4 protein-coding genes are annotated in these 15,544 nt (G+C 59.6%); 3 read left to right on the top strand and 1 reads right to left on the bottom strand.

All coding sequences use genetic code 11. The features are described 5' to 3' along the window. Window positions 1-45: 45 nt before the first annotated feature. Window positions 46-8,541 carry a glycoside hydrolase family 94 protein gene (locus tag HQN82_RS11570; RefSeq protein WP_173614905.1) on the top strand — a complete coding sequence of 2,832 codons (8,496 nt, stop codon included), beginning with the start codon at window positions 46-48 and terminating at the stop codon, window positions 8,539-8,541. A gap of 523 nt (window positions 8,542-9,064) precedes the next feature. On the opposite strand, the gene HQN82_RS11565 is transcribed toward HQN82_RS11570, so the two are convergent. Beyond that, entirely contained in the window at window positions 9,065-10,831 is a 1,767-nt protein-coding gene (locus HQN82_RS11565) for a glucan ABC transporter ATP-binding protein/ permease (RefSeq protein ID WP_004443992.1), read from the bottom strand. Between the two features lie 335 nt (window positions 10,832-11,166). Between HQN82_RS11565 and HQN82_RS11560 the strand changes: the two genes are divergently transcribed. Beyond that, the gene (locus HQN82_RS11560; protein ID WP_004443990.1) at window positions 11,167-11,904 is read left to right on the top strand and encodes a helix-turn-helix transcriptional regulator; all 738 of its coding nucleotides are present in this window, start codon (window positions 11,167-11,169) and stop codon (window positions 11,902-11,904) included. A gap of 105 nt (window positions 11,905-12,009) precedes the next feature. Next, window positions 12,010-15,471 (top strand): pyruvate carboxylase, encoded by a 3,462-nt coding sequence (gene pyc, locus HQN82_RS11555; RefSeq protein ID WP_173614904.1) that lies wholly within the window; start codon window positions 12,010-12,012, stop codon window positions 15,469-15,471. The last annotated feature ends 73 nt before the right edge of the window (window positions 15,472-15,544 follow it).

Here is a 15,544-nt window from a genome sequence, read left to right as displayed (position 1 = left end):
CGGCCAAGTCGAACAAGTCTCCATAAAGTTCAGAATACGAGCCCGATGTCATTTCATATCACCCCGACCGCCGCCGCCCGTGATTCCGAGACGAAGCAGATCGATCATAATGATTCGATCCGCGCGTCCTATATGACGGTCGAGGAACTGCATGATGCGGGCGCCGCGCTTTCCCGCGATGGCGCCGACAGCCTTCCCGGCTTCATGGAGTTCGATTTCTTCGAGCGTCATCGCGAGAATGAAAAGGAAATCCTCAGGGTCTATCGCACAACGGCGGTCGACGCGGAAAATGGCGCGACGATAACGCCGGCGGCGGAATGGCTTCTCGACAACCACTACGTCATCGAAGAGGCGATCCAGGAAGTCCGTCGTGATTTTCCGCGCAAGTTCTATCGCCAGCTGCCGACAATGACGGTGGGCGGCGTGACGATCCCGCGGGTCATGGCGCTCGGCTGGCTTTATGTTGCCCACACCCACAGCACGGTATCGCGCGAAAACATGACGGCGCTGGTGGATGGCTACCAGACCTCGAAGACGCTGCAGATCGGTGAATTGTGGGCGCTGCCCTCGATCATCCGTTTTGTCCTCATCGAAAATCTTCGCCGCATCTCCATCCGTGTGGAGCGTTCGCGCCGCATGCGCCAGAAGGCGAATGAGGTGGTCGACGAGATTATCCGCCTGAACGATGCGGAAGCGTCGGCAGCACTTCTCAACCAGGTCGATTCGCTGGTCGATGACCCGACTTTCGCGACGCAGTTCCTTTATCGCCTCCGAAACGGCTCGCAGACATCGGGTTTTGCCGTCGCATGGCTCGAAGAGCGTCTTCACGCTGCCGGCACCGACGCTGAAAACGTGATGATGTCGGAACATAATCGCCTCGCATCCGGCAACGTGACGATGGGCAACATCGTCAAGAGCCTGCGCGAGATCGATGATACCGAATGGTCGGTGTGGTTCGAGGAAGTCAGCCATATCGACAAGGTTCTGCGCGAAGAAACCGATTACGAAACGCTCGATTTCGGCTCCCGGAACACCTACCGCAATACCATCGAACTTCTGGCGCGTCGTTCTCCCAAGACCGAAGTTGAGGTCGCCCGTGCCGCTGTCGAAATGGCGCGTACCGATATGCCCGCAGAGGCGGACGAGACGCATCCCGTCAATGTCGGCTCCGTGCTGGTGGGTCAGCGTCGTTTCGAGCTTGAAAAGGCGCTGGGATACCGGCCCCTAGTATCGCAGCGTATCGTCCGGGCGATGCGGAAGTTCAACTGGCTGGCAATTGCAGCGCCAGTGCTTCTCATCACCGCGGTCGCCATGCTGGCGGTCGGGTGGTTCCTCGCCGAAGCGGGCATGCCCTGGTATGTTGTCACCGCTTTCCTGCTGATGTTCGCTCTGCCCGCCTCGGAGGGCGCGACCGGCCTCTTCAACACCCTTGTCACTTTCTTCGTGAAACCGTTCCGGCTGGTCGGATACGAGTTCAAGAATGGAATTCCCGAGGACGCGCGCACATTGGTCGCCGTGCCCTGCATGCTGACCAGTCGCGACAGCGTTGACGAGATGATGCGCAATATCGAGGTGCATTATCTCGCCAATCCGCATGGTGAGATCTATTTCTCGCTGGTGAGCGACTGGCGCGACGCGCAATACGAGCAGTCCGAGGATGATCTTGAGATACTCGAATATGCCAAGCGCGAGCTGGCAGCACTGAACAGCCGCTACGCCTTTGACGGCAAGACACGATTTTACCTTCTGCATCGCCGTCGCATCTACAATCCGGCTGAAGGCTGCTGGATGGGCTGGGAGCGCAAGCGCGGCAAGCTGCATGAGCTGAACATGCTGCTGCGCGGCGACAAGGACACGACGTTCCTCGGCGGCGCGAATATCATTCCGGAAGGTGTGAAATATGTCATGACGCTGGACGCCGATACGCGCCTGATGCGCGATGCGGTGACGAAGCTGGTCGGCAAGATGCACCATCCGATCAACCGCCCCAGGATCGATCCTGAATCCGGTCGGGTGGTCGAAGGTTACGGTCTGCTGCAGCCGCGCGTCACACCTTCCCTGACCACGGGCCAGGATGCTTCGGTTTTCCAGCGTGTCTTTTCCATCAACCGCGGTATCGATCCCTACGTCTTCACGGTTTCCGACGTTTACCAGGACCTGACCTCCGAAGGCACCTTCACCGGTAAGGGTCTTTACGACGTGGATGCTTTCGAGGCGGCGCTGAAGGGCCGTATCGAAGAAAACTCCGTCCTCAGCCACGACCTGCTTGAAGGTTCGTTTGCGCGTTGCGCGCTGGTAACCGATGTGGAACTCGTGGAGGACTTCCCGACGCGCTATGAGGTGGAAGTTTCGCGTCAGCATCGCTGGGCGCGTGGCGACTGGCAGCTGCTTCCCTATATTCTCGACCGCGCCCGCGGCGTCACCGCTATCGGACGGTGGAAGATGGTCGACAATCTGCGTCGCTCACTGACGCCGATCGCCTGGTTCTTCGCCTCGATCCTCGGCTGGTATTTCATGGATCCGCTCGGGGCGCTGATCTGGCAGATCCTGCTGATCTTCTCGCTCTTCGTTGCACCGACGCTTTCGCTGCTTTCCGGCCTTGTGCCGCGTTCGACAGACATCGTGCCGCAGGCGCATTTCCACACCATCTGGTCTGAAATCCGCGCCACCAATGCGCAAGTCGCGCTGAGAATCGTCTTCATCGCCGATGCCGCCTGCATGATGACAGATGCGATTGCGCGTTCGCTCTACCGCCTGCTCGTCAGCCACAAGCTGATGCTGGAATGGCGCACCGCCGCCAGTATCCAGTCCAGTGCGCAGGGCAGCATCATCGATTATTATCGTCAGATGTGGCACGCCCCCGTTGTGGCGATGCTCGGCCTTCTGTTCGCGGCGCTGCCGGGCGACAATGCCTTCCTGATCGGCATTCCCTTTACGCTGCTGTGGGTGCTGTCGCCCGCCGTTGCCTGGTATGTCAGCCAGTCAGCCGAGACCGAAGACCGGCTGTTCGTTTCCGAGCACGTCTCGTTCGAACTACGCAAGATCGCGCGTCGTACCTGGCGTTATTACGAGACCTTCGTGACACCGCAGGAAAACCACCTGCCGCCGGACAATTTCCAGGAGACGCCGGAACCGATCGTTGCCTCGCGCACGTCTCCCACCAATATCGGCGTTTATCTGCTCTCCGTCATCTCCGCCCGTCAGTTTGGCTGGATCAGCTTTGCCGACACGCTGGAGCGCATCGAGAACACGATCCAGACCGTTGAGAAGATGGAAAAATATCGTGGCCATCTCTACAACTGGTATCACACCGATACCTTGCAGACGCTTGGACCGCGTTATGTTTCGGCCGTGGACAGCGGCAACCTCGCCGGCCATTTGATTGCGGTTTCTTCCGCTTGCCGCGATTGGGCGGAAGCGCCGTCGGCACATCTTCAGGGCAACCTCGACGGTATCGGCGATGTCGCCGGCATTCTGCGGGAAACGCTGAAGGCCTTGCCCGACGACCGCAAGAACCTGCGGCCGCTGCATCGCCGTCTCGAAGAGCGTATCATCGGCTTCTCGAACGCGCTGGCATCCGTCAAGCGCGAGCACGAATTCGCCTCCATTCGCGTCATCAACCTGGCGGTGCTTGCGCGTGACATTCAGAAGCTTGCCACCAATGTCGACCACGAGGTGAAGTCCACACAGAGCACCGAAGTGACGCGTTGGGCGCAGCTGTTGGTCGAGTGCTGCGAAGCCCATATTTCCGACAGCGCCATCGACCTGACCAATGTCGAGCCCTTGCGCCAGCGTCTCGCTTCGCTGCGCGACCGCAGCCGCAATCTCGCTTTCTCGATGGATTTCACGTTCCTTTACCGCAAGGATCGCCGCCTTCTGTCCATTGGCTATCGCGTCGAAAGCAAGGAGCTGGATGAGGCCTGCTATGACCTTCTGGCGTCGGAATGCCGTCTGACCAGCCTCTTCGCCATCGCGAAGGGCGATCTGCCGACTGAGCACTGGTACCGCCTTGGCCGTCAGGTCGTGCCGATCGGTGCGCAGGGCGCGCTGGTGTCCTGGTCGGGCTCCATGTTCGAATATCTGATGCCGCCGCTTGTGATGCAGGAGCGTCAGGGGGGTATCCTCAACCAGACCAACAACCTGATCGTCAAGGAACAGATGAATCACGGCCGCCGTCTGGGCACGCCATGGGGCATTTCCGAAGCGGCGTTTAATGCCCGCGATCACAACATGAACTACCAGTACACCAACTTCGGTGTGCCGACGCTGGGCCTCAAGCGTGGCCTTGGCCAGAATGCGGTAATCGCGCCCTATGCATCGATCCTCGCCAGCCAATACGATCCGGATGGTGCACTTGAAAACCTCGACAAGCTGCGCAAGCTTGGCGCACTTGGCCAATACGGTTTCCACGATGCGGTGGATTTCACGCCAACGCGTGTGCCCGATGGCAAGGTCTGCGCGGTGGTCTACAACTATTATGCCCACCACCATGGCATGTCGATTGCGGCCGTCGCCAACGTCGCCTTTGACGGCGTGCTGCGTGAACTCTTCCATTCCGATCCGGTGATCGAGGCAGCTGAACTGCTGCTGCAGGAAAAGGCGCCGCGCGAAGTGCCGGTCATGAGCGCCAAATACGAACCGGAGACCCCCGGCAAGGAACAGGCCGACCTGCTGCGGGCGGAAGTGCGCTCCATTGCCGATCCGGCGGCGCGCGACCGTGAGGTGGTGTTCCTGTCGAATGGTCATTATTCGACCATGCTCACCTCGACGGGTGCGGGTTATTCGAAATGGAACGGGCAGGCGATTTCCCGCTGGAAGGCCGATCCGACCGAAGACCGCTGGGGCACCTTCATCTTCCTGCGCGACACCACCAACGGGCAATGGTGGAGTGCGACTGCGGAGCCGCGTGTCTTCGAGGGTGAAAAGACCAAGACAGTCTTCACCGACGACAAGGCCGAGTTCCACAAGACCACCGGCGACCTGCAGAGCGTTGTAGAATGCATCGTCGCCACCGAGCACGATGCAGAAGGCCGACGCGTCACCCTGCTCAATGTCGGTTCCGAGGATCGCTATATCGAAGTGACTTCCTATATGGAGCCGGTCATTGCGTCTGAGGATGACGACAACGCCCATCCGCTCTTCTCGCGCATGTTCGTGCAGACGGAGATCGGCCGGCGTGGCGACGTCATCCGCGCCTGGCGCAACCGTCGCAGCCCGAACGAGCCGGGCACCGTCATTGCGCATCTGGCCGCCGATAATGCCGGCCCGTCGCGCCCGACGGAATTCGAGACGGATCGCGCCAAATTCATCGGTCGTGGCCGTTCGCTGCGCGAAGCGGCGGCTTTCGATGCCGGTGCGACGCTTTCCAGCACTGACGGCTTCACGCTCGACCCCATCCTGTCGCTGCGACGCACCGTGCGCGTGCCGGCAGGCAAGAAGGTGAGCGTGATCTTCTGGACGATTGCCGCGCCGAGCCGCGAGGAAGTCGACAAGGCGATCGACCGTTATCGTCATCCTGATGCTTTCGCGCATGAACTCGTTCATGCCTGGACGCGTACACAGGTGCAGATGCGCCATGTGGGCGTCACCTCACAGCAGGCGGCCGCCTTCCAGCATCTCGGCCGATATCTGACCTATCCCGACATGCATCTGCGTGCGGATTCGGAAACGCTGAAAACAGGACTCGCTTCGCAGCGCGCCTTGTGGCCGCTTGCGATTTCCGGCGATTTCCCGATTTTCAGCCTGCGCATCAACGACGATATGGACATGGACATCGCCCGTGAGGCGCTGAGTGCCCATGAATATCTGCGTTCGCGCGGCGTGATCTTCGATCTCGTTATCGTTAACGAACGGGCCGCATCCTACGCGCAGGACATGCAGCATGCGCTGGATCATATTTCCGAAGCACAACGCCGCATCAATCCCGCCGATGGCGGTCGCCCGCACGTCTTCTCCGTGCGCCGTGACCTGATGGATGAAGAGACGTGGAGCGCGCTTCTGGCCGCTTCCCGCGTTGTACTCCATGTGCGCAATGGCAAGATCGTGGACCAGATCAACCGCGCGGTATCGCTGTTTGCGGCCCATCGTGGTCCCGATGGCACAAGCGACGCCGCACAGGCCCGTCTGCCGGTCCCGGCTTTCCCGGTTGCGGAGCCGGTCGAAGACGCGGGTGATCTCGATTTCTGGAACGGTTTCGGCGGCTTCGCCAGGAACGGACAGGAATATGTGGTGCGTCTCCATGGTGGGCAGTCCACCCCGCATCCGTGGATCAACGTCATCTCGAACGAGAATTTCGGCTTCCATATTTCGGCCGAAGGCGCCGGTTTCAGCTGGAGCCGCAATTCGCGCGATTATCAACTGACGCCGTGGAGCAATGACCCTGTCATCAACCGGCCGGGCGAGGCCTTCTATGTCGCCGATGTGGACACAGGAAAGCTCTATACGCCGTGTGCCGCGTTGTCGCGTGATCCCGAAGCCATGTTCGAAACCCGTCACGGCCTGGGCTACTCCATCCTGACCGGCGTTGCCGACACACTTGAAGTCGAGGTGACACAGACCGTCGATCGTGAAAAGCCGGTCAAGTTCGCGCAGGTCATCGTTCGCAACAAAGGCTCCAAAAGCCGCCGGCTGAAGGTTTATGCCTATGTCGAATGGGTGCTGGGCAATAACGGACAGAAATCAGCGCCGTTCATTCTGAGCAGACATGATGCGGGCAACAACGCGATCTTCGCGTCGAACCCCTACAGCATCGACTACAGCGCACGCACGGCGTTCCTAACGCTTGATACGGAGGCGAGCGGTTTCACCACCAGTCGTCGGGAATTCATTGGCCGCTTTGGTTCGGCACAGGCCCCGCAGGCGATCGTGTCGGGTAACGCACTCAGCGGCAGCACCGAGGTTGACGGCGATCCCTGTGCGGCGCTGATGCAGGAAATCCACCTTAAGCCCGGCGAAGAACGGCACATGACCTTCATTCTGGGCGATGCCGATAATGCGGAAGAAGCCGAGGCGCTGGTGAAGGATGTCCGCCGTGTGGATTTCCAGTCCGTGCTGGAGGAAAGCAAGGCGTTCTGGACCGGTTTTACCGGCCAATTACAGGTGTCCACGCCGGATGCCGGCTTCAACCACATGGTCAACAATTGGCTGCCCTACCAGGCGCTGGCGTGCCGCATTCTGGCGCGCACGGCCTTCTATCAGTCGAGCGGCGCCTTCGGCTTCCGTGACCAGCTTCAGGATACCCTGGCGTTCCTGCTCTACCAGCCGGATCTCGCTCGCAAGCAGATCCTGCGCGCAGCCGGCCGGCAGTTCCCGGAAGGCGACGTTCAGCACTGGTGGCTGCCGCTGACAGGCGCCGGTGTCCGCACCACTATCTCGGACGACGTGGTATGGCTTGCTTATGCAATCAACCAGTATGTTTCGGCGACCGGTGATATCGCCATTCTGGATGAGAGCATTCCCTTCCTGAAGGGGCCGGCGCTGATGCCCGGCCAGCACGACGCTTTCTTCCAGCCGGAAACCAGCGACAAATCCGCGACGCTCTACGAACACGCGGCGCTGGCGCTCGATCTTGCCATTCATCGGACCGGGGAGAACGGCCTGCCGCTGATCCTCGGCGGTGACTGGAACGACGGCATGAACCGCGTCGGCGTTGGCGGCAAGGGTACCAGTGTCTGGCTCGGCTGGTTCCTTTCCGGCGCCTTGCGCGATTTCATTGAAATTGCGGAAAAGCGCGGTGATACGGATCGGGTCGGCAGATGGGCCTCGCACCGCGAAAAACTGCGCAATGTGCTCGAAACCGCGGGGTGGGATGGCAGCTATTATCGCCGCGGCTATTTCGACGACGGCACGCCGCTGGGTTCCGCCGGAAGCGAGGAATGCCGGATCGATTCGCTCGGCCAAAGCTGGAGCGTTCTCTCCGGCGAAGGCGAAGAGGCCCGGTCGCGGCAGGCAATGGATGCGGTCATGGAGCATCTGGTGGATGAAAAGACCGGCATCATCCGGCTATTCACGCCGCCATTCTCGCGTGCGCCGCACGATCCGGGCTACATCAAGGGATATCCGCCAGGTGTGCGCGAAAATGGCGGACAATATACCCACGCGGCGACCTGGGTGGTTCTCGCTCTTGCCAAGCAGGGCAGGGCGCAGGAGGCCTGGAACTGCTTCAAGCTGCTCAACCCGGTCAACCACGCGCTCGATGCGGCAGCGTCGGAAACCTATCGGGTCGAACCTTATGTGGTGACCGCGGATGTATACGGTGAAGGCGCTTATGCGGGCCGTGGCGGCTGGAGCTGGTACACCGGCTCGGCCGGCTGGCTCTACCGTGCCGCTGTCGAGGGTATTCTCGGCATCACCCGCACTGACGGCAGGCTGCATATTTCACCGTCGCTGCCGGAAGACTGGAGCGGTTTCTCGGTGAAGATCACGCTCGACGGCAAGGCTAGAGACATTGCCGTCAGCCGCAAGCCTGGCACGGCGGAGATTTCGGTGTCTGTCGATGGCAAGGACTTGGCGGCCGGCGAGAGGGTGATCCCCTTCGACTGAGACGGGCGGGCCTTCGGTTTGCTTTTTAAGTCGGGCTCCTGCGGTGACGCAGGGGCCCGAATTTTGTTGTGAGATTCCCCCGCCTTCGATGTTGTTTGGCGTCTGGGGCATGGCGCCTGTACGGCGATACAGGGCCGGCAAGAACGCTCAGTGGGCGGTCAATGCGAAGCAAGGCACGATGGCAGCAAATCGAGACCGATAGACCATTTCACATATTCCGACGCATGAAGGGCAGATGCTGTACAGAGACTTCTTGGTCCCCCGTGGCTACAGCATCACCCGTGAGGCGATGGATGCATCGCAGACAGCGCGGCGGGGTATAGAGTTTTCCAAGCCGCAAGCTCCGAATGAGATCGACCGAGAAATTGAACTTCTCAGCGCAACGGCTGCAAAAATTGGGTGGTGAATATGACGGTTGGGGGACTGAGGTAGAAGCTTCGTGATGTCCCGATATTTTCGAAGCAGACAACGAAAAAGGGCGGACACGACAGTGCCCGCCCTTTTGGCATTCCATTCCTGAGCCTCAGGAGGCTATCGCTTTTGGCCGGGGCTGCTGGCCTTCGTCTTCCGTCAGCAGGCCGCTGGTGCGCAGCAGCGAGGTAAAGCGACCGCCGCGTTGGCTTAGCTCATCGAAAGTGCCCTTTTCGATGATCCGGCCCTGATCGAGGAACAGAACGAGATCGGCATCGCGGACAGTGGAAAGGCGATGGGCGATGATGAAGGTCGTGCGGTTCTTTCTCAGCGCATCCACTGCGGCCTTCACACGGGCTTCGGTTTCCACGTCGAGTGCACTGGTTGCCTCGTCGAGAACCAGAATGGGGGCGTTCTTCAGGATCGCACGGGCAATGGCGATACGCTGGCGCTCGCCGCCGGACAGGCGGTTGCCGCGTTCACCAACCTGGGTCAGATAGCCGTTGATGCGGCTGTCGATGAAATCCGTCGCCGCAGCGGCCGCCGCTGCTTCCACCACTTCGGCATCGGTGGCCGATTCACGGCCAAGGCGGATATTTTCGCGGATCGAGCGGTTCAGCAGGCCGGCATCCTGAAAAACCGTGGCGATGGAGTTGCGGAGCGAATTTTTCGTCACCGTCGAAATATCGGTCCCATCGATCAGGATCTGGCCGGAATCGGGATCATAGACCCGCTGCAGCAGGTTGATGAGCGTCGTCTTGCCGGCACCTGTCGGTCCGACGATCGCGATCGTCTCGCCGGCCCTTGCCGTAAAGGAGACATCGTGAACGCCCTGCTTGGTGTTGGCAAAACCGAAATTGACATTGCGGAATTCCACGGTGCCGGAGACATTCGACAATTCACGGGCATCGCCCGGTTCTTCGCGTTCCTTGACGGAATCCTCGAGGACGAAGAAGTCCTCAAGCTTGGCGCGGGCTTCGAAAATCTGCGTCACGAACTGGCGCATCTGGTCCAGACGGCCTATCAGGAGATTGGCGAAACCGATGAAGGCGATGACATCGCCGACGCGCAGCTCGCCGTTCTTCACCAGCACGGTGCCGATCACGAGAATGATCATCATCGAAACGGTGGAGGCCGTGCGGTTCAGAGCGCTCGCAAAGGCCCACCAGTCGAGTACGGGATATTGCGCACTTAGAAGCTTTTCGGTGAAGGATTTCAGCGCTTTGGTTTCAGCCTCGATGCGGTTGTAGCTGTGCAGTACGGAAACGTTGCTGATGGAATCGCTGACATGGGCAAAAACGCTGTGATAATGCTCTTCGACCGAAGCCTGACCATCCTTGGTGCGGCCCATCACCCATTTGCCGATGAACCAGTAGACGATGCCGAGGCCAATCAGCACGAAGCTGAGGCGCAGGTCCATGGACATGGCGGTGGGCACAAGCAGCACCAGCGCAACGAAGGTCGCGAGATGGGTGCGCATGAATTCCAGCCATAGGCCGAAGAGCGTTTCGCTGGCGCGCAGGAGGGTGTGCAGGGCATTGGACGTACCGCGCTGATGGTGCCAGGAAAGCGGCATCGAGATGATGCGCCCGAAGGCCTCCGTCAGGAGCGAAGCGCGCCTGCCATGCGCCAGCCGGTCGGCTTCGCGGGCGACGGCTACGTAAGCCACGGTGTTGAAGACGCCGAACCCCGCCCACAATATGAGAATGGACGTGACATTGGAGCCAGAAGAAATGGCGTCGATGATCCGGCCGAACAGCACGGGTTCGGCAATGGTGATCGCTGCAAGAATGACGTTGGCGATGACGACGACGGCCACACGCCATTTATGAACGGTCAGATAGCGCAGAGCGCGTGTATAAACCTGAAACAAGGTCAAATTTTCAATCCAGTCCGGGCGTCTTTTCGAGCGGTTGATTGTTCGGCCTCAATACGATGCTACTTTAGCAAGGTTGCATGAGACGGCGAATTTTGTGTAATTATCGCTCTTTCTGTCTGAATGGCGGCTTAACAGATTGGCCGTCCATGCGAACCGAAAAAACCTCCCGGTGTTTCCCGGGGCCTGCCGTCACAAGATTTCGCATCTTCGTTTCAGGGATTGCTAACGACGATATGTTCAATCTCACCCGACCGGCGCCCGAGTAACATGACGTCATCGCGGGACCATGTCCTTCGTGTCATCCCCTTCAAGCCAAGTCCGGACCATGTGTCTTTATGCATGATATTCTTCACTTCATCTCTGCGTGTTACCAGGCGGGAAACGCCGAACGTGTGCGTTCAGAATTTGCAACGCTCATTCGGGAATATGGTTTCGAATATTTCCTTGTCAGCAGACGCATGACCGGCGAGCTGGCCTCCACCGGCCAAATCCTTGCGCAACATTTGCCGGAAGGCTGGATAGAGGTTTACAGGGCCAAGAAATACAACCTCGTCGATCCCGTCCGCAAAGTGATCGGCATGGTGCACAAACCCTTTCATTGGAAAGAGGCGCTGGAGGGGCTTCCCCGCGCCATGCATCGGAAAAGGGCGAGCGTGTTTTTCCACGATGCCGGCCGTTACGGCTTGCAGGGCGGTTATGCTTTTCCCGTGCATGGACGGGCGGGATTCATAGGTGCCGTGTTCATAGGTGGACAGGACCGGCAATTGCCCTCCTTGCAGGTGGAACTGCTCGATGCTGCGACCCGGGCGGTCTTCTGGCGCCTGCTCGATCTTTCAGGTCAGGCCCATGATCTCAGCAATATTCCAGACGGTTCCGCTCTTGAGCTCACACGGCGTGAGACGGAAGTGCTGGCGCTGATGGCGGATGGCATGACATCGGCGGAGATCGGCCGCAAGCTATCCATCTCCAACCATACGGTCGACTGGTATATAAACGGGATTCAGCGTCGTTTCAGCGCCAAGAACCGGCAGCACACCGTCGCACTCGCGTTCCGCCATGGCTTGCTGAGCTAGCGCAAACAGAACAGTTCTCGCCGGAATTGCCCTTTCCAAGACGGGGTTTTGCTGCTTAATTCCGCAGTGCAGCAGAATTTTGTTTTGGCGTGTGGGGAGACCGTCTTGAAAATATCGAAAATACTTGTTGCCAACCGATCCGAAATTGCGATCCGCGTTTTCCGGGCAGCCAACGAGCTCGGGATTAAAACCGTTGCGATTTGGGCGGAAGAGGACAAGCTGTCTTTGCACCGCTTCAAGGCGGACGAGTCCTATCAGGTCGGCAGGGGGCCGCATCTCGCCAAGGATATGGGACCGATCGAGAGCTATCTTTCGATCGAGGAGGTTATCCGCGTTGCGAAGCTCTCCGGAGCGGACGCGATTCATCCCGGTTACGGTCTTCTGTCTGAAAGCCCCGAATTCGTCGAGGCCTGCAACAAGGCGGGCATCACCTTCATCGGACCGACGGCGGATACGATGCGCCAGCTCGGCAACAAGGTCGCCGCCCGTAATCTGGCGATTTCGGTTGGCGTTCCCGTCGTTCCCGCCACCGACCCACTGCCGGACGACATGGCGGAAGTGGAGCGTATGGCGGAGGAGATCGGTTATCCCGTCATGCTCAAGGCCTCCTGGGGCGGTGGTGGCCGTGGCATGCGCGCCATCCGCAAAAAGGAAGACCTTGCCCGCGAGGTGACGGAAGCCAAGCGCGAGGCCAAGGCCGCCTTCGGCAAGGACGAAGTCTATCTCGAAAAGCTGGTCGAGCGTGCGCGCCACGTCGAAAGCCAGATCCTCGGCGACACGCACGGCAATGTCGTGCATCTGTTCGAGCGTGATTGTTCGATTCAGCGGCGTAATCAAAAGGTCGTCGAGCGTGCGCCTGCGCCCTATCTGTCGGAAGCGCAACGTCAGGAACTGGCCGCCTATTCCCTGAAGATCGCCGCCGCGACCAGTTATATCGGTGCAGGCACGGTCGAATATCTGATGGATGCCGACACCGGCAAATTCTACTTCATCGAGGTCAATCCGCGCATTCAGGTGGAACATACCGTTACGGAAGTCGTCACAGGTATCGATATCGTCAAGGCGCAGATTCACATTCTGGAAGGCGCCGCCATCGGCACGCCGGAATCCGGGGTGCCGAGGCAGGAGGATATCCGCCTGAATGGCCACGCCCTCCAGTGCCGCATTACGACGGAAGACCCGGAACACAATTTCATTCCGGATTATGGCCGTATCACCGCTTATCGCTCCGCTTCAGGCTTCGGTATCCGTCTGGACGGCGGCACGTCCTATACTGGCGCTGTCATCACCCGCTACTACGATCCGTTGCTTGTGAAGGTGACGGCCTGGGCGCCGCGGCCTGACGAGGCGATCAACCGTATGGATCGCGCTTTGCGCGAATTCCGTATCCGCGGCGTGGCGACCAACCTCACATTCCTAGAGGCCATCATCGGCCATGACAGTTTCCGCAACAATACCTATACAACGCGCTTCATCGATTCGACGCCCGAGCTTTTTGCCCAGGTCAAACGGCAGGACCGCGCTACCAAGCTTTTGACCTATCTCGCCGATGTGACCGTGAACGGCCACCCGGAAACTAAGGGACGCGCAAGGCCCTCGGACAAGGCGGCAAAGCCCATCGTGCCCTATATCGATGCGCCGACGCCCGACGGCACCAAGCAGTTGCTGGACAAGCTCGGCCCGAAGGGTTTCGCAGACTGGATGCGCAACGAAAAGCGGGTACTCGTCACGGATACGACGATGCGCGACGGACATCAGTCGCTGCTTGCGACCCGTGTCCGTACCCATGATATCGCCCGCGTCGCCAGCGCCTATGCCAAAGCGTTGCCACAGCTTCTGTCGCTGGAGTGCTGGGGCGGTGCGACATTCGACGTTTCCATGCGCTTCCTGACCGAAGACCCGTGGGAGCGTCTGGCGCTGATCCGCGAAGGTGCTCCCAACCTGCTGCTGCAGATGCTTCTGCGAGGGGCAAACGGCGTCGGGTACAAGAACTACCCGGATAACGTCGTGAAGTATTTTGTCCGTCAGGCCGCGAAGGGCGGCATTGATCTTTTCCGCGTCTTCGATTGCCTGAACTGGGTGGAGAATATGCGGGTCTCGATGGATGCCATCTCGGAGGAAAACAAGCTCTGTGAAGCGGCCATCTGCTACACCGGAGACATCCTCAATTCGGCGCGTCCGAAATACGACCTGAAATATTACACCAATCTCGCCCAGGAACTGGAACGCGCAGGCGCGCATATTATTGCCGTCAAGGATATGGCGGGCCTGCTGAAACCGGCTGCCGCCAAGGTTCTGTTCAAGGCGCTGCGGGAAGAAACGGGTCTGCCGATCCATTTCCACACCCATGATACGTCAGGAATTGCGGCAGCGACGGTTCTTGCCGCCGTGGATGCGGGTGTCGACGCGGTCGATGCCGCGATGGACGCCTTCTCTGGCAATACGTCGCAGCCGTGCCTTGGTTCGATCGTGGAAGCGCTTGCCGGGTCGGAACGCGATACGGGCCTCGATACCGAATGGATTCGCCGCATTTCCTTCTATTGGGAGGCCGTGCGCAACCAGTATGCGGCTTTCGAAAGCGATCTCAAGGGGCCGGCGTCGGAAGTCTATCTGCACGAAATGCCGGGTGGTCAGTTCACCAACCTCAAGGAGCAGGCGCGTTCGCTGGGTCTCGAAAGCCGTTGGCACGAAGTGGCGCAGGCTTATGCCGATGCCAACAGGATGTTCGGTGATATCGTCAAGGTGACGCCGTCTTCGAAAGTCGTCGGTGACATGGCGCTGATGATGGTCAGCCAGGATCTGACAGTGGCCGACGTACAGAATCCCGAGCGCGAGGTCTCTTTCCCGGAGTCCGTGGTTTCCATGCTGAAGGGCGATCTCGGACAATCGCCCGGCGGTTGGCCGGAAGCCCTGCAGAAAAAAGCGTTGAAGGGCGAAGCGCCCTATACCGTTCGTCCGGGTTCACTATTGGCGGATGCCGATCTCGATGCCGAACGGAAGACCATCGAGACCAAGCTGGAGCGCAAGGTCGATGATTTCGAGTTCGCATCCTATCTGATGTATCCGAAGGTATTCACGGATTTCGCGCTCACCGCCGAAACTTATGGTCCGGTCTCGGTGCTTCCCACCCATGCCTATTTCTACGGAATGGAGGATGGCGAGGAACTGTTTGCCGATATCGAGCGCGGCAAGACGCTGGTCATCGTCAATCAGGCTTCATCCGGCGTTGACGACAAGGGCATGGTGACGGTGTTTTTCGAAATCAATGGTCAGCCGCGCCGTATCAAGGTGCCGGATCGGACGCATGGTGCTTCCGGCTCTGCCGTGCGCCGCAAGGCCGAACCTGGCAACGTGTCGCATGTCGGGGCACCGATGCCGGGTGTCATCAGCCGCGTCTTCGTCAATCAAGGCCAGGAGGTTAAGGCTGGCGATGTGTTGCTCTCCATCGAGGCGATGAAGATGGAAACGGCGCTTCACGCAGAGCGGGATGGCAAGATCGCGGAAGTTCTGGTGCGCCCAGGCGACCAGATCGATGCGAAGGATCTACTGATCGCTTACGCGGAATAAATACAGTCGTCGATTGAACAGTCAGACGCCCGCCTTCCAGGCGGGCGTTTTTTATTGCGCTTCCCCGGAAACT

It is taken from the genome of Agrobacterium pusense, assembly GCF_013285525.1.
GTDB lineage: Bacteria > Pseudomonadota > Alphaproteobacteria > Rhizobiales > Rhizobiaceae > Agrobacterium > Agrobacterium pusense.
This window is presented reverse-complemented; position numbering and strand designations above follow the sequence as displayed.

Coding starts and splice junctions, on each gene's coding strand:
- HQN82_RS11570 (WP_173614905.1), top strand. CDS start 46: ATGTCATTTCATATCACCCCGACCGCCGCCGCCCGTGATTCCGAGACG.
- HQN82_RS11560 (WP_004443990.1), top strand. CDS start 11,167: ATGCATGATATTCTTCACTTCATCTCTGCGTGTTACCAGGCGGGAAAC.